General features: G+C 61.3%; 11 protein-coding genes and 1 pseudogene. All 12 read right to left on the bottom strand.

The window, feature by feature from the left end:
• Positions 1–3: 3 nt before the first annotated feature.
• The 12 genes and pseudogenes from ACQKEK_RS21480 to tssA all read right to left on the bottom strand — a co-directional run bounded on the left by ACQKEK_RS21480 (position 4) and on the right by tssA (position 15,089).
• A complete protein-coding gene (locus tag ACQKEK_RS21480) occupies positions 4–750 on the bottom strand; it encodes a hypothetical protein (RefSeq protein WP_499144214.1) in 747 nt (248 codons plus the stop codon).
• The gene (locus ACQKEK_RS21485) at positions 747–1,634 is read right to left on the bottom strand and encodes a DUF4123 domain-containing protein (protein WP_499144213.1); all 888 of its coding nucleotides are present in this window, start codon (positions 1,632–1,634) and stop codon (positions 747–749) included. Before ACQKEK_RS21485 ends, ACQKEK_RS21480 begins: the two co-directional genes overlap by 4 nt.
• Complete coding sequence (locus tag ACQKEK_RS21490) at positions 1,595–3,670, bottom strand: type VI secretion system Vgr family protein (protein ID WP_499144212.1); 2,076 nt, start codon at positions 3,668–3,670, stop codon at positions 1,595–1,597. The genes ACQKEK_RS21485 and ACQKEK_RS21490 overlap by 40 nt, the downstream gene beginning before the upstream one ends.
• Positions 3,671–3,686: 16 nt before the next feature.
• A complete protein-coding gene (locus tag ACQKEK_RS21495) occupies positions 3,687–5,195 on the bottom strand; it encodes a sigma-54 interaction domain-containing protein (RefSeq protein WP_499144211.1) in 1,509 nt (502 codons plus the stop codon).
• Between the two features lie 10 nt (positions 5,196–5,205).
• Positions 5,206–7,815, bottom strand: coding sequence for a type VI secretion system ATPase TssH (gene tssH / locus ACQKEK_RS21500; protein ID WP_499144210.1), 2,610 nt, complete (start codon positions 7,813–7,815; stop codon positions 5,206–5,208).
• Positions 7,816–7,820: 5 nt separating this feature from the next.
• Positions 7,821–8,828 (bottom strand): type VI secretion system baseplate subunit TssG, encoded by a 1,008-nt coding sequence (tssG, locus tag ACQKEK_RS21505; RefSeq protein WP_499144209.1) that lies wholly within the window; start codon positions 8,826–8,828, stop codon positions 7,821–7,823.
• Positions 8,792–10,582 carry a type VI secretion system baseplate subunit TssF gene (gene tssF, locus ACQKEK_RS21510; RefSeq protein WP_499144208.1) on the bottom strand — a complete coding sequence of 597 codons (1,791 nt, stop codon included), beginning with the start codon at positions 10,580–10,582 and terminating at the stop codon, positions 8,792–8,794. The genes tssG and tssF overlap by 37 nt, the downstream gene beginning before the upstream one ends.
• A gap of 34 nt (positions 10,583–10,616) precedes the next feature.
• Positions 10,617–10,886, bottom strand: a pseudogene (locus tag ACQKEK_RS21515) (PAAR domain-containing protein); the annotation flags it as partial.
• 10 nt (positions 10,887–10,896) lie between these two features.
• A complete protein-coding gene (gene tssE / locus ACQKEK_RS21520; RefSeq protein ID WP_499144207.1) occupies positions 10,897–11,301 on the bottom strand; it encodes a type VI secretion system baseplate subunit TssE in 405 nt (134 codons plus the stop codon).
• A 179-nt stretch (positions 11,302–11,480) separates the two neighbouring features.
• On the bottom strand, positions 11,481–12,959 hold the full coding sequence (gene tssC, locus ACQKEK_RS21525; protein WP_499144206.1) for a type VI secretion system contractile sheath large subunit: 1,479 nt from the start codon (positions 12,957–12,959) through the stop codon (positions 11,481–11,483).
• Positions 12,960–12,986: 27 nt separating this feature from the next.
• Positions 12,987–13,493 carry a type VI secretion system contractile sheath small subunit gene (gene tssB, locus ACQKEK_RS21530; RefSeq protein WP_128119588.1) on the bottom strand — a complete coding sequence of 169 codons (507 nt, stop codon included), beginning with the start codon at positions 13,491–13,493 and terminating at the stop codon, positions 12,987–12,989.
• Between the two features lie 33 nt (positions 13,494–13,526).
• A complete protein-coding gene (gene tssA / locus ACQKEK_RS21535) occupies positions 13,527–15,089 on the bottom strand; it encodes a type VI secretion system protein TssA (RefSeq protein ID WP_499144205.1) in 1,563 nt (520 codons plus the stop codon).
• Positions 15,090–15,648 lie beyond the last annotated feature (559 nt).

The raw sequence follows: 15,648 nt of genomic DNA on the forward strand, positions 1-15,648 counted from the left end.
TGATCACTCTGTGCAGTTGGGGTAGACCGTGCATTGCCGGCCATCCATCTGGAAGGTGCGGTATTGCGGTGGGTCCGTGCAGAGTTCCTCGAACCTCGTTCCCCAGCGGCCCGTGCACGGTTTCCAGCCGGTATCGGTATTCAGCCAGTAACCACTGAGGTATGGACGGTCTTCATCGTTTAGTTTGAATGCCAGGTTTACCGTCTTGTTCGGCAGTTGGTCACGGGATAAATAAAGCCCTGCGCTTTTGCAGCTCAGTTGCTTCGATAGTTCTAGTTCGAGCTTGCTGATCTGAAATAACCATGAGCATTCGGCTGTTTTGGATAGAGTCCCGTTTGCTTGAAATGCTGGAGCACGCTCGGGTAGTTGGTCGACTATGGTCAACCCACCGTTGTCATAAGTTTGTTGCCAGTCCTCGTCGCCGTAACGGGCATTGATGAACAGCCCGACCCGGGCCAGCGGCAGGTCGCACGTACCATCGCGGTAGTTCACTGGAATACGGAATCGGTATTCATGAGGGTGACTGTCAAAATCTGCTTTGAATGTCTTCGTCTGGCTCCGGCCGCCGCAGTTTCCCGCTGCTCCGTAGTGAGCCTGTGCTTTGAGGGCAAAGTCGGCGGGCAGCTCACCTTCTAGCGTGAAGGACTCAGCGCCTAGCGGACCCACCGTGCTGCAAGCATTAAGGGAAAGGGCTAGCAGCGCCGGCCACCACAGCAAGGCGCCGGTATAGGATTTCTTGGTCGGATTCATAAGAAAGGTTTCCGTGCATTGGGACTCGAAAGCACCGTGCTGACCCGGGCGAAATGGGCTTCTGTTGTTTCATGCTCGGCGGGCGCCCAAGCCGGGTGCTCAGCAAGCGCAGGGTCCAGTTGGTGGAGCAGCAAGAAATGCAGCTGTTGTTCAGCAAGCCAATTCCAGCGTCGGGCTTTATCGAGTTGCTGATCCAGCCAGTCCGTTAGCAGACGAGTTTCGGCGAGATCCGCGGTGGCCTTTGAATGGTTCTGCCACAGCCAGAGCTCAAGATTGTGTCTGCTGATATGGTGCTGCACCGTTTCCGGTTCGGCTATCGCCAGCCATGGCGTCTCGAACGGTGCGGGGTACTGGCCGGGCCGCGGATTATCGAAGCACTGCCAGTATTGACCATCCCAGCACAGCGCACTGCGTAGAGGGCCGAGCAAAATTGGCCGTTGGATTTCCTCTATCTCGCTAAGATGGTGCGCAATTACGCGGTTATCCTGAAATCGGTAAAGCGAGCGTTGCCCCTGTTCTTCGATCAACATCCGCTCGCGCCAGTGCTGGCTTAAGAGCGACAGGTCGAGCTGCTCCGCGCTTGCAAGCCAACCCCAGTTTTGCGCGGGTGAGTCGAGTAGCGACCGTATCTGCTCTGGATTCGAATCGCTTAACAGCACCAGCCAGGGCCCGACTTCCGCCATATCCGCGACCGCGGAGTCCTGATAAAGATTGACGTATTGCTGCATCAGGTCAGATGCAAATAGCCCTTCGACCGGATTGGGCTTTGCCAAGCTGTCCAGGATGAGCAGCAGCTGCCGCTGCTCAGCCTGTTGCTCATCGAACCAAGCATGGACTGTATCTATCATCGAGATGCTTCCACTTGGCACAATCCGTCCCTGCACGCTTCGCAGATCGGGCAGCGACTTGCGCCGATCTGCCTGGCCTTGCGGGCTATCTGCAGCTGGGTATTAGCCAACGCCAGTTTCGGCTTTGTACCGGCCTTGTCCTGATCCGCTGCCCAAGGCATCACCGGTGCCAGAATGCTCAGCCCTGAACCCTTGCCCGGTGCTCCACCGGAATTCATCTTGATAGTCGCGCCGCTCAAGGTCACGCCACTGGGGTCGAGTTTGAGGAAGCTACCGCCTCCAGCGGCGGTGAGCTCCATCCCCGCATCGATGATGACTTTGCTGCCGGCGTAGTAGTGGATCTCGTTGCCCGCTTCGACGAACTGCCCGGTGCCGATCTTAATGTGCTGGGTATTGCCGACAGTGAGGTGATCGTTGGCGCGGATTTCGGTCTTTCGATCGGCATGGGTTGTGCGGTGTTCTTCGGCCTTGAATTCGCTGTAGCTGTTGGCCTCGACGGTGTCGTGGCGTTCGTGGCCGATGCGGATCTTCTGGTCGTGTTCGATGTTCTCGTCCCAGTCGCGCTGGGCGTGGACGTAGATCTGCTCGGCGCCTTTGCGGTCTTCGATCCGCAGTTCGTTGTAACTAGCACCGCCGGGTGAACTAAGGGTCTTGAACACGCTGCGGGTCTTGTTTGCCGGCAGGTCATAGGGCACGACGTGCTCTTTGTGGTACAGGCAGCCAGTGACGAGGGGCTGGTCGGGGTCGCCTTCGAGGAAGGTGACCAGCACTTCCATCCCAACGCGGGGGATGGCGATGCCGCCGTAGCGGTCGCCGGCCCAGTTAGAACTGACACGCAGCCAGCAGCTGGTCTTGTCGTCGGCCTGGCCTTCGCGATCCCAGTGGAACTGGGCCTTCACGCGGCCGTACTCGTCGCAGTGAATTTCTTCGCCGGTGGGGCCTGTGACCACTGCGGTCTGACTGCCGAGCACCTTGGGCTTGGGGTGCTTCTGGGCCGGGCGGGAGGGAATGTCCCAAGGCGTGGCGGTGAATTGGTTGCGGTAGCCCTGAGCGAATCCGTCACGAGATAAGGTATCGCGCGTTACCGATTCCTCCAGCACCTGCGGCTGTTTGCCTTCGTGGAGGATCTCGTTCAGCAGCCAGAGCTGGTTCCAGTCACTGCGCGGGTGTTCGTTCAGGGCGAGAAGATGGCCGGTGACCAGCTGCGGCTGGTCACTCTCGCCTTCGGCCAGCTCGAAATCGCTGCGGTGACGCTCCAGTGCACGCTGGGACAGATGCTTGCCACGGGGGCGCTCGGTGAAGCGGCCGGGGTAGTCGTAGTCTTCCAGGTCCGGTTGGAACTCGCTCTGGAAGGCGCTTTCCATAGTCAGGCGCGGCTTCTCGAAGTCGTAATCGCGGCGAGTGACGCGGCTGGTGCGGGTCTCGACCCGCAGGCCGAAGCGCTTGACCACCGGCTCGTCGGCGACCAAACCGGAATCCTGCTGGTACGTCACCGGTGCGAGCTTGGGAAACCCCGTCTGGTCATCTCCGAAGACCAGCACATGGCCGGTGGCGCTGTGCTGGAAGTGGTAGTGAATGCCCTCTTCCTCGCACAGGCGCTGGATGAAGTGCAGATCGCTCTCGTCGTACTGCACGCAGTAGTCGCGCTCGGGATAGACCGAGCCGAGGCCAAAGCGAAAAGCGTTGGCCTGGATGCCATGCTCTTCGAGCACTTGGCTGATGATCTTCTCCACCGTCAGGTGCTGGAAGATGCGTTGGTTGGTGCGGTGAGCCAGGTAAGCCAGCTGCGGGCGCAGGGTGATGTGGTAGCGCGTCAGGCGCTGGGCGGAATCGCCCTGCGCGACACAGTAGATCAAGCCATGGATACCGTTGCCGGTCGGTGATAGGGCCAGGAAGGCCGGCTGGTGCAGCAGGCTTTCCAGATCCAGATCAGGACGTTCGCTGACCAGTTCGAGCTCGAAGGCAAAGGGCTGCGACAGTGCCTCGCGTCCCTTGAATTCGAGCACCTGTAGATCGTGCTCGACGCCCTCGATAGCGAGGCTGAAATGGGTGTCGTTGGCCGGGTTGAACATGGTCTCTGGTCCGTCCTTAGATTTCTGCTGGGCTGATGTTCAGCCGTTCCATGCGATAGAGCAGGGTGCGTCGGGGCAAGCCCAGCTCGCGGGCGGCCTGGCTCTGGTTGCCGCCGTTCTTGCGCAGGCAGTCGACCAACAAGTTGCGCTCGACCCGATCCAGCCGTTCGCGCAAGTTCATTGTGCTGTCGAGTTCATCATCCAGCTTGCGCAGATTGAAGTGCATCGGCAGCAATTCGCCGGACTCGCAGAGCAGCACGGCACGTTCGACCAAACCCTTCAGCTCGCGCACATTGCCTGGGAAGCCATAACCGGCGAGCTGTTCCAGCGCGGCGTCGGACCAGCGCACGGTGTCGCGTTGCAGGAATCCACAGGCGTTGTCGGCAAAATGCCGCGCCAGTCGCAGGATGTCTTGCCCGCGCTCGCGCAGGGGCGGCAGTTCTATCGGAAAAATGGAAAGCCGGTAGTAAAGATCCTCGCGAAAACGACCTTCCTCGACGCGCTTGTGCAGGTCTTGGTGAGTTGCAGCGACGATCCGGACATCGACCTTGTGGGTGCGAGTGCTGCCCAGCGGCCGCACTTCGCCTTCCTGCAGGACCCGTAAGAGCTTGGCCTGCAAGGTCAACGGCATGTCACCGATCTCGTCTAGAAACAGCGTGCCGCCATTGGCCGCATCGAACAGCCCTTCGTGGTCACGATCAGCACCGGTAAAGGCCCCCTTGCGATAGCCGAACAGTTCACTTTCCAGTAAATGCTCCGGTAAAGCCGCGCAGTTCTGGACGACAAAGGCCTGGCTGCGTCGCGAGCCGCAATCATGAATGGCGCGGGCAACGAGTTCCTTTCCGGTGCCGGTTTCGCCGGTCAGCATAACGCTTACCGGGTTGTGCAAGACCTTGCTGAGCAGCCCGTAGACTGCGCGCATCCGTGGACTGTCGCCTATCAGGCCATAGCCGCTGGCGCAGGGACGCGTCGATGCAGCGGGTGCGAGATCTGGTTGCCGAGTATCACGCAAGCGATTGAGCAGTTGCGCCTGGCCAAGGGCGAACCGGCCAAGGTTGGACAGCGTGGCCGAGCCCGCCGCGAGATCTTGATGGGTGTTGCTGGCAGCCACCAGTAACCCGGCGGTATGGCCCTCAGCGTCCTGCAGCGGCAGGCACAGCAGGCTGCGCCATGGGCGCGATGTTTCTGGCAGGAAGCTGGTCTGGTGCAGGCTGGCATCGAGTGGCGCGATGCTCAGTTGCTGGTTCTGGCTGAGGCAATACTGCAGCAATTGTTCGTCGCGATAGTCGCTGGGCACGCTGGTCGCCTCGTGCCCCCGCGCTCCCTCCAACCATTCGGCCGAAAGCGTCAGGCGCGTATGGGTTGCGTCGAGCAGGTAGAGCTGAGCGAGCGAGCAGTGCGTTAGTTGTGCGACCAGTTCGGTGAGCCCATTGAGCCAGGCGTCCGTGTCGGTGTTCCATGCCAACTCGGCGAAGCGCTCGAGTAGCGATCGCGTATCGCACGTTGAGGTCGGTTCGACGAGCATGGGCGGGACCTTAAGCGAACTCACAGACAACTGCTCCGTCGCCGTCGAGCGTGGCGTGTACCCGTTGCAACGTTTCGCCGCCGGCCATGGCGTCGAGCAGCCGGTCGACTACCAGTGGTTGCAGGTGCTGGTCGATGAGATGGTCGATCAGCCGCGCGCCGCTTTCGCTGTGAGTGCAGCGCTCGGCCAGATGCGCCAGCAGCGCCGGGCAGTGGCTGAACTGCAGCTGACGCCACGCGAGGCGCTCCCCGAAGCGGGTGAGCTTGAGCCCCACGAGCTCATTCAACACCTCACCCTCGATCGGGTAATAGGGCACCACGCGCATCCGGCCGAGCAGTGCCGGCTTGAAGTGCTGCGCCAGCTGCGGACGAATGGCTTGCTCCAGATCGTCGGCGGCGGGGCGCTGGCCACCTGCGCAGAGGCTGGCGATGCGGTCGCTGGCGAGGTTGCTGGTCATCAGGATCAGGGTGTTGCGGAAGTTGATCTCGCGGCCTTCTCCGTCGTTGGCCACACCCTTGTCGAAGATCTGATAGAACACGTTCATCACGTCCGGGTCGGCCTTCTCGACTTCGTCGAGCAGCACCACCGAGTAGGGTTTCTGCCGGACGGCCTCGGTGAGCATGCCGCCCTCGCCGTAGCCCACGTAGCCTGGCGGCGCGCCGATGAGCCGGGAAACACTGTGTTTTTCCTGAAACTCGGACATGTTGATGGTGGTGAGAAAGCGCTCACCGCCGTAGAGCAGGTCGGCCAGCGCCAGGGCGGTCTCGGTCTTGCCGACCCCGCTGGGGCCGACCAGTAGGAACACGCCTACCGGCGCGTCGGCGCGGTTGAGGCCGGCGGCGGTCGCGCGCATCGAACGGTCCAGTGCCTCGACAGCTTGCGCCTGGCCACGCACCCGCTGGCGAAGGTCGCTGGCGAAGGTCAGCACTTTGCTGTTGTGCTCGCGTGCCAGTTGCGAAAGTGGCACGCCGGTCCAGTGACTGATCACTTCGGCTACTAGGCGTGGGCAAACCTCGAAGCTGACCAGGCGCTCGTGGGTCTGGGCGCTGGCCAGCTCGACCTGCACGTCCCGCAGCTCCGCTTCCAGGGCATTTATCTCCTGCGCCGTTTGCGTGGACGCTTCGTCAACGGCCGCCTGACGGGCCGACGCGCAGGCCTTGCGCAAGTCCAGTAGCCGCTCGGCGAGCTCGCGCTGGACGGACCAGCGGGTTTCTACGTGTTCGAGTTCGGCGCGTGCTTCGCTCAGCCGGAGGTCCAAAGCGTCGAGCGCTTCGCGGTCTACGCTCAATCCGGCATCGAGGTCTCGACGTACCGCTTCGCGTTGGCGTTCACCTTCGGCAATTTCCCCACGCAGGCGCTCCAGTGCTTCCGGTGCGGCCGCAAGGCTGATGCGCACGCGGGCGCAGGCGGTGTCTAGCACGTCGACGGCCTTGTCGGGTAGCTGTCGACCGGCCAGGTAGCGGGCTGATAATTCGGCGGCGGCTACCACTGCGTCGTCGCGCAGATAGATGCCGTGACTCTTTTCATAGACAGGCGCCAGGCCGCGCAGGATGGTCACCGCCTCGGAAACGGTCGGCTCGTGCAGCTGCACCGGCTGGAAGCGACGTGCGAGGGCCGGGTCCTTCTCGAAGTACTTTTTGTATTCACTCCAGGTTGTGGCGGCGATGGTGCGCAGCTCGCCCCGGGCCAATGCAGGTTTGAGCAGGTTGGCCGCGTCGCCGCTACCCGCCTGACCACCCGCGCCGATCAGCGTGTGGGCTTCGTCGATGAATAGGATGATTGGTTTGGCCGAACCTTTGACTTCATCGATCACGCCCTGCAGGCGGCGCTCGAATTCCCCTTTGACGCTGGCGCCGGCCTGCAGCAGGCCCAGGTCCAGGGCCATGAGTTCGACGCCTTTGAGTGTGTCCGGGACTTCGCCGGCCGCAATGCGCAGTGCTAGGCCTTCGACGATGGCGGTCTTGCCGACTCCGGCTTCGCCCACCACGATCGGGTTGCTTTTGCGCCGGCGGGCAAGAATGTCGATCATCTGGCGGATGGCGCCATCGCGACAAAGGACGGGGTCGAGCTTGCCGTCACGGGCCTGCTGGGTGAAGTTATGGGTGAAGCGCGAGAGGTTCGATTCGCCACCGGCAGTGGGGGTGCCTGCGGGTTGTTGCGTCGGCTGTTGGGCCAGGGCGAACTCACGCAGTCGCTCGGCGTTGAGCCTGGCCAGCAACGGTTGGTAGTGACTGCCCGCGTAGCGCATCGGGTTGCGCAACAGCGCCAGGATCAGCGCGGCCTGGTCGATCTGGCTCTGGCCAAGTTCGAGGTTGCCGACCAGCAGCGCGTCCTGTAGCCACTGCACCAGCTCCGCGGAAAACACCGGATTGCGCGACTCGCTGTGCTCGCCACGTGGTTGCAGCGCCTGGGCCAGCGTGCCGGGTTCGACATCGGCGTCCAGCAGGGCGCGGTTCAGTAAGCCTTCGGGGCGCTCCAGCAGGCCGAGCAGCAGGTCTTCGACCAAGATCTTGTTGCCGCCACGGACCACGCAGCGCTCCGCCGCGGTTTCCAGATCATGCTTGGTCTGCGCATCCAGAGCCTGGACCAGTTGTTGGAGGTCTACGTTGATCATCTTCATCTTCCTTAATGAGTCTGGCTGCCCAGGGTGACCATGCCGTCCGCGCGCTCGCTACCGAGCCAGCTGGTCCAGCCGAGGCGGCAGGTGTTTTCGGCGCCGATGCGCAGGTCGCGAATATCGTCCTGGCGCAATTGCAGGCGGATGTCATAGTCCAGCGGATCGCGCAGGGTGAAGCGCACCAGTGCACAGAGCGGTTGATAGCCGGTGCCGACCGGCAGAAATTCGTGAAAGCGGCCCCAACTGAGTTGCCGGATGTGGATGCGGAACTTGCCGCCACGGTCCCGCACCCGCTCGCCCAGCACTAGGCTCTCGCCGAGCTGGCTGTTGGCTCGGCCGAGGCGGTTCTGCTGCTCGGTGAGAATCTCTACCTGGCGTTCGAGGCACTGCTCGATGCGCAGGTCCGCGTGCTTGAAGTAATAGCGCAGCACCGATTCGATCAGTGCTGCCGAATGTGCGCGTAGGCTGAGTAGGCCCAGGTACGGTAGAAGGCGCTTCCAGTTCAGCTCCGAGGCGGCGCGGATCTGCTCACCGCCCAACCCGATGAGGGCGAACAGCTGCTCGGAGAGCGGGTCGCGTGCGCCGCTGGTGAAGCGCGTGCGGTAACGGTATTTCTGCCAGATCGGCAGTATCAGGCGCTGCAGGCGGTTATTGAACAGGTCGAGAAACTCGCGCGTCGGGTTACCTTCGGCGCTATCGCCGAGAGCCTGCTCACCATAGAAGGCAGGCAGTGGCGAGCCTGCCCCAAAGAGGCTGACCAGGTTGATCCGCAACTGCGCGCGCAGTTGCCCATGCTCTTCGAAGAAGTGCACGCGATCGACGTCGCTGCCAGGGAAACCCAAGCTCGGGTTGGCCTGGAACTCGAGGTGCTCGTAGAGCGCCTCTTCGTCCAGGTCAGGATGCGCGGCTTTCAGACGGTCCATCACCAGTAGCACACCCTGGAACAGGCTGTACTCGCGGATACCCCGGCTGATCCGGTTTAGAGCAGGGGCTGCTGCCCCATGCGCGGCGTCCATTGGTACACCTCTCCCTGTGTGCTCCTGACGCGCAGCTCGTGGTACGAATTGAGGCTGGCGTACAGCGCGAAGAATTCATTGAGTATCGAGGCGAAGAGGAATAAGTCTCCCTCACCCAGATAGCCCTCGGGGTCCATCACCAGCTCGGTGCGCACGCCGCGCACCGGCAGGCCACGGTGCAGCCGGTCAACGTGCTGATGGCCGATCTGCTTAAGGCCGCCGAGCAGGCGCTTGCTGACCTTCTCCGCGTGCTGGTCGTAATAGCGTGGCAGGTCATAGGTCTCGAGGATCACCTTGAGCGCCTCGACGTTGGCCAGCGACAGGTAGTTGAGCGACATGTTGCTGATCAACTTCCAGAGGAAGTCACGATGCAGCGGCGGCGCGTAGCTCGGCGTCACGGCGCTGATGTTGCGGAAGGTCAGGAACTCCGGCGTGTCTTCGCTGGGTAGACAGATATCGCCCAGGCGCAGCTGGCGCGGCAGGTTCTGGTTGGTGCAGGTGAGCTCGATGGACAACGTCTCATGCTGGTCCAGGTTGCGCAGGCCAAAGCTGAGGTAGGTCTCCAGGCCGTCGCCCAGCATCGAGGGCTGCTGACGCACGCTGTAGTGCGGGCGCGCCACCGGTACGTCGAAACTGGGGTCATGCTCGAAGGACTCGAACGGCACGTATTCTTCGTAGCCCATGCCGCCCGGCTTCCAGCCGGTAACACGGTCGACCGAAAAGACACCGCAGTGGGTGCTGTCGAGTTCGGATGGCATCAGCAGATACTGGTCCTGCTTGCCGTCCAGGCGAATCGGGATGGCGTCGTGTTCGAACAGGTTGACCACCGGAGTGCAGTACAGGCGCACGTTATCCAGCGTCGGGCGGATGCGCTGCACGCCAGCCTTGTGAATGTCAAAGCGCAGCTCGAAGCCACGCGCCTGTTCCAGCACCTCCTGCGGCAGACGCTTGATGACATCGAGGCCAAGCAGGTCGACGAACAGGAATTTCTCTTGGAAGGCGAAGTATTCCTGCAGGTAGCGATATCCCCGAAAGGTGTTGAGCGGATATGGGATCAATGCCTGATCTTCGGTAAACCCCACCGGCTGAAGCTTTGACGGATCGATATGGAGTGCGGGCAGCGCAACGCCGAAGCCGTCACTAAATGGTTTGCCGTTGGCATCCAGTGCAATCAGCTGCACGTCAGCGACGTTGCGCAGCAAGCTCAGATAAAGCATCTGGCTGATGTAACGCTCGCCAGCGAGATGAAGGCGCAGCTGCTTGAGATTCAACTCACCCAGTTGCCCATCGGCCGTCATTTGCAAACGCAGGCTCAGCAATGCGCCACCGCCTTTAACCGAATAGTCCAACGCGTCGAGCGCCAACGGCAGAACCTCGGTAGCGTAGGCGGTACGGAAGCGGCAGGTCACACCCTGGATCGGCTTGGATTCGACCGGCGTATTGCGCGGCACCATCAACGCAGGGCCTGGTCGATTGACTGGGTCGAACTGCAACATGCTGAACGCCGGCAGCGGGCGCATGTAGTTCGGCCACAGCAGGTGCATCAATGAGTGGGTCAGCTCCGGCAGCTCGTCATCTAGCTTCTGGCGCAGGCGCCCGGTGAGAAAGGCGAAGCCTTCCAGCAACCGCTCGACATCCGGATCACGCCCGGCCTGACCGAGGAATGGTGCCAGCGCCGGGCTACGCTCGGAGAAGCGCTTGCCGAGTTGGCGCAGGGCGGTGAGTTCGCTCTGGTAGTAGTGGTTGAAGGACATCAGCCGGCCATCCCTGTAAGACGCATGGTCAGCCGCCAATCACAATGGTGCCGGACCCGGCGATCACCGGATTACCGTGATCACCCATCGTACCCACGGTACTAGCCGGCTTGCCGTTGATCAGCACTGTTGGGATGACCGCACTGGCCAACGCACTGCCGCAGGACGTCGGGTCGCCCATACGGGCGGCAGGCATGCCGTCGAACAGGACGTCAGGAGAGCCGGCCGCGATGGGGTTGGTGCCGTGGCCCTTTTTCGGGCAATCGGTGGGGTCGCCCAGTCGGGCTGCGGGTTTACCGGACATCAGGCTCTCCTTAGTGGACTTTCACTTGTCCGCTGCCGTCCAGGCTCGCGGAAAAACTTACTTGGCGCTTCGAACCGTCGACTTCCAGCAGACCTTCGATGGCGAAGGACAGGCTCAGCGGGTCATGCGTGCGGGGCAGGGATATCACTCGGACCTGGCTCAAGCGGGGTTCGTACGCCTCGATGAAGCGTTCAATGGCGATACGCGCCTGTTGCAGCGAGTCGTGCAGCGACAGGCGCATATCGTTCAAATCGGGCAACCCGTAGTCGGGCAACGTTTGCACACTGCCCGCCCGGGTGCTGAGCATTTTGGCCAGATGGGCAGCCACTGAAGCCATTGCCGCGACTTCACGGCTCCAGCCGGCGCGCTTGTCGGCGTCACCGCCGAGGCGTTCGAAAAGGCTGCCGTAGGCCATCTCAGGTTCTTCCCACGAACAAAACACGGTGGCGACGCTGCGCGTTCTCGCGCAGTGCCAGGAAGGACGAACGACATGTGCTGCCTGCCCACAAGTTCGGCGTGACGCAGCACTGCGCGAAAACGAGCGCGTCCCGAAGGGTTGCGCAACGCCGGTGTGTTTTGTTCATGGGCAGAACCTCACTCCTTGTCCAGCTTGCCAACCAGAGACAGGGTGAAGTCAGCACCCATGTACTTGAAGTGCGGACGCACGTTCAGGCTGACGCGGTACCAGCCCGGCTCCCCGTCGACATCGCTAACGACCACTTGCGCGGCGCGTAGCGGACGACGGCTACGGACTTCGGAGCTTGGGTTCTCCTGGTCGGCCACGTATTGGCGTATCCACTTGTTCAGTTCCAGCTCCAGATCAGTGCGCTCTTTCCAGGCGCCGATCTGCTCGCGCTGCAGCACTTTGAGGTAGTGCGCCAGGCGGTTGACGATGAACAGGTAAGGCAGCTGGGTACCGAGCTTATAGTTGAGCTCAGCGTTCTTGCCTTCTTCGCTGTTGCCGAAGAACTTCGGCTTTTGCGCAGAGTTGGCCGAGAAGAACGCGGCGTTGTCGCTGCCCTTGCGCATGGTCAGGGCAATGAAGCCTTCATCGGCCAGTTCGTATTCACGACGGTCCGAGACCAACACTTCGGTCGGGATCTTGGTTTCGATCTCGCCCATGCTCTCGAAGTGGTGCAGCGGCAGGTCTTCAACGGCGCCCCCGCTCTGCGGGCCGATGATGTTCGGGCACCAACGGAACTTGGCGAAGCTGTCGGTCAGACGGCTGGCGAAGGTGTACGCGGTGTTGCCCCACAGGTAATGCTCGTGGCTGTTGGCGACGTTTTCCTTGTAGACGAAGGATTTGACCGGGTTGTCTTCCGGGTCATAGGGGTTGCGCAACAGGAAGCGTGGAACGGTCAGGCCGACGTAACGGGCATCCTCCTGCTCACGAAAGCTCTGCCATTTGGCGAATTGCGGACCTTCGAAGTGATCTTTCAGGTCCTTGAGATCCGGCAGACCCGTGAAGCTTTCCAGGCCGAAGAACTTCGGGCCTGCCGCGGCGATGAAGGGGGCGTGGGACATGCTGGCGACCGAGGCCACGTACTGCATAGTCTTGATGTCAGGCGCGCTCGGGTCGAAGAAGTAATTGGCAATCAGGGCGCCGACCGGCTGGCCGCCGAACTGGCCGTACTCAGCGGTGTAAATGTGCTTGTACAGGCCGGACTGGACGACTTCCGGGCTGTCCTCGAAGTCGTCGAGCAGGTCTTGCTTGGAGGCATTGAGGACTTCGAGCTTGATGTTCTCGCGGAAGTTGGTGCGATCGACCAGCAGCTTGAGGCCGCGCCAGGAGGATTCCAGTGCCTGGAACTGCTGGTGGTGAAGGATCTCGTCCATCTGACGGCTAAGCTTGGCGTCGATTTCCGCAATCATGCGGTCGACCATGGCCTTCTTGACCGGCTCGTGCTCGTTCTGTGGCTTGAGCAGTTCCTCTATAAAGGCCGACACGCCGCGCTTGGCGATGTCATAAGCCTCGTCATCGGGCGTCAGTTTGGTTTCGGCGATGATGCGGTCGAGAATGCCAAGTTCGGCAAGGTTCTTGCCGCTTTCAACGGCTGCTGCGCTAGTACTCATGGTGTTGGCGTTCCTTGTCGGAAGTAATCAGGCGTCCAGTTGTTCTTTCGCGGCGAGACCCAGCTCACCGAGTACACGGTCACGCGAGTCGTCGTCGGCGAGTACGTTTTCGATCGCTTTGCGGAAGGCCGGAGCGTTACCCAAGGGGCCCTTCAGCGCCACCAGGGCATCGCGCAGTTCCATCAGCTTTTTCAGTTCGGGAACCTGCTCGACCAGATTGGCCGGGTTGAAGTCCTTCATTGAATTAATGTCGAGCTGCACCGCCAGCTCTTCATCCGTGGCCTCGTCTTGCAGGCGGTTAGGCACTGAGAAGGTCAGGTTCAGCTCCTGCTTTGCCAGGACTTCATCGAAGCTGTTTTTGTCGATGGAAATCGGCTTACGGTCCTCGATCTTGCGATCATCGGCGCGCTGGGTGAAATCGCCGAGCACCATCAGCTTCAGGGGGAGTTCCAACTCTTCCTGTGCACCGCCAGTGGAGGGCTTGAAGGTGACGTTGATGCGTTCTTTGGGGGCTACCGAGCCTTCTTTGGCCATGGTTCTTCTCCTTTGCGTTTACGGCCCGGGGGCCTAATCGAGTACCACTTCGAGGTCGAGGTGGCACAGCCTGCGGTAAATCTCATCCTTGCTTTCACGCACGGCGTGGTTCTGCGGCAGCAGCTCACAGCAGCTGTGCAGCAGACGCAGCACCTCGAGGGCGAGATCGGGTTCCCAGTCGCCCAGGCCCGTGGCCTGCAGCGTCTGATCGAGGGATTCGAGTTGAGTCTTGGCCAGGTCGTATTTCTTGGCCTGGAAGCACAGCCGGGCCAGGGTCAATTGCCAGAAAAAGCGCTCGCGTCCGCCGCGGGCCTGGTTGAGGCCGAGCTTGAGCTTCTGCACGGCGCTTTTGAGGCCGTCTTTACGCAGCTGTTGCAGGACTTCTTGGAGCGCCTCCTCCCAGGCAGGCGTGGCACCGCCGTGGTGAGTGTGCGATTCGTTAGGCTTCTGCGCGGGCTGTAAATGGGGCATCACGCGGGCGCTTATCCAGGCGCGGGTTTCTGCGTCGGCGAATGGGGCACCATCATGGAAACGCAACTCGTCGAGGCCCGGCATGCGCTGGATGAACAGTGCGACCTGGATCTCGACCTCGCGCATGGCCTGCTCGGCGTCGAGTTCGTGCAGGCATTCCCAGGCCAGGCGCTGGCCGTCTAGCCAGAACGGCGCTCTTGCGATGCTGGCTTCCAGGTCGGCCAGCAGGTCGGCGTAAAGTCCTTGAGAGAAGCGCTCGCGATAGCTGGCGAGCTTGTCTGCCGGGATGCCGCGTAGCGCCGTGATCTGCTCGGCGTTGCGTTCGGGAAGGCTGTCAATGGACAGCCACAGCAGGGTCCGAGCCAGGCGCAGAGGCTTGAGGTCGGTGGCTTTCTGCTTGAGCCACCAGCCGCAAAGTGGTCGGGCTTGATCCTGCAAGCTGCGCAGGCTCTTGTGGGCGTCTTTCTCGTGCTCGACCGGGGTTGTGGCCGTAAATACCTGGGCCGCTACCTGCTTGACCTGGGCTATAGCGGCGCCGACAGCTCCTGGCTGCGGATGTGCAGCGCCGGCTCGCTTGACCATTTCCTCGAGCCGGCGGCATAGAGGTAACAGGAGTGGCGCCTGTGTTCCTAGCTTCGCCGCCAGGCAGCTGTCGAGGTTGCGCAGCTCGACCGCGATCTGCTCGAACAGCGGGAGCTGTTCGCCCATCGGCACATGGTCAGCGAGCACCTGTTCCATGCGTGGGACCAGCCAGGTGATCGCGGCGGCACGAGTGCGGTCCTTACGTGGGTGGATATCTTGCCAATGGTCGAGACATAAGAAGCCGAGCATGGACAGGCCAGCATGCAATCCGATAAAAGAATCACGCTGATACAGGCTCCAGGTCAGCCAAGCGGCGATACGCAAATCTTTAGTTTGGGTGCTGAGCAGGCCTTCGCAGCCTTCGCGCACGGCTTCCCAATCTACGGCCCCCGCAGCGTGCAACGACGAAGCCTTGCCAAGTTCCTGCTCGAGCAGCTCATACTCGGCGGCATAGCGAACATCTTCGCCAGCGAAGCCGGTGGCTGTGATAGGAGCTTTAGCCATCGCCAATACCTGGGCGGCTAGCTTGCTTGAAAACGTCATTCCATGACTCAACTGATGCCTGCCTAGCAATGTTGCTGTAGCAGGGGCGCTCCATGCGCAACGACTTTGCCGCGTGCGAAAAAACCGCACGTCAATGAGATGCGAATCCTAGGGATTAGCTCTGGGGACAACTGTGAAGTGGTTTTCATCTAAGGCGATGAGCCGGTTGCAAGGTTGGCTTCGTGCGCCTGAGATGAGCAGTAGTTAACTTTTTGAGGCGGGCTCGTGTTGAACCTCAACTTGAAACGCAGGTCTCGTCAGCCTTTTGTGAGGCAAGGCTGGGTCTAAAAACGCGCCTTCCTGGCTCTCTATATATAGGTGCGTTTAATCTTCACAAGGAGCAGAAAATTCATTGACGTGAGAACCTCAGTGCCTATAATGCGCACCTTCTCCGGCGCAGGCCTTTAGCGAAACCTCTTGTAAATCAAGGAGTTAGCGAAAATAAAAGGTTGCATGGATGGCGAATTCGAGTAGAATGCGCCGGGCTGGCAGGGTGGTGGTTGAGTCCTGTTGGTGGCTCTGGTCAGGTTGATCGGAAGCGGTTGAAAGAGGTGGTTGA

Origin of the sequence: Pseudomonas sp. NPDC077408 (assembly GCF_050269105.1) — a bacterium.
Classification (GTDB): domain Bacteria; phylum Pseudomonadota; class Gammaproteobacteria; order Pseudomonadales; family Pseudomonadaceae; genus Stutzerimonas.

What these genes read in the sequence shown, in the direction of transcription:
- ACQKEK_RS21480 (WP_499144214.1), bottom strand. Translation starts at nt 750, where the DNA reads ATGAATCCGACCAAGAAATCCTATACCGGCGCCTTGCTGTGGTGGCCG.
- ACQKEK_RS21490 (WP_499144212.1), bottom strand. Translation starts at nt 3,670, where the DNA reads ATGTTCAACCCGGCCAACGACACCCATTTCAGCCTCGCTATCGAGGGC.
- ACQKEK_RS21495 (WP_499144211.1), bottom strand. Translation starts at nt 5,195, where the DNA reads ATGCTCGTCGAACCGACCTCAACGTGCGATACGCGATCGCTACTCGAG.
- tssH (WP_499144210.1), bottom strand. Translation starts at nt 7,815, where the DNA reads ATGAAGATGATCAACGTAGACCTCCAACAACTGGTCCAGGCTCTGGAT.
- tssG (WP_499144209.1), bottom strand. Translation starts at nt 8,828, where the DNA reads ATGGACGCCGCGCATGGGGCAGCAGCCCCTGCTCTAAACCGGATCAGC.
- tssF (WP_499144208.1), bottom strand. Translation starts at nt 10,582, where the DNA reads ATGTCCTTCAACCACTACTACCAGAGCGAACTCACCGCCCTGCGCCAA.
- tssE (WP_499144207.1), bottom strand. Translation starts at nt 11,301, where the DNA reads ATGGCCTACGGCAGCCTTTTCGAACGCCTCGGCGGTGACGCCGACAAG.
- tssC (WP_499144206.1), bottom strand. Translation starts at nt 12,959, where the DNA reads ATGAGTACTAGCGCAGCAGCCGTTGAAAGCGGCAAGAACCTTGCCGAA.
- tssB (WP_128119588.1), bottom strand. Translation starts at nt 13,493, where the DNA reads ATGGCCAAAGAAGGCTCGGTAGCCCCCAAAGAACGCATCAACGTCACC.
- tssA (WP_499144205.1), bottom strand. Translation starts at nt 15,089, where the DNA reads ATGACGTTTTCAAGCAAGCTAGCCGCCCAGGTATTGGCGATGGCTAAA.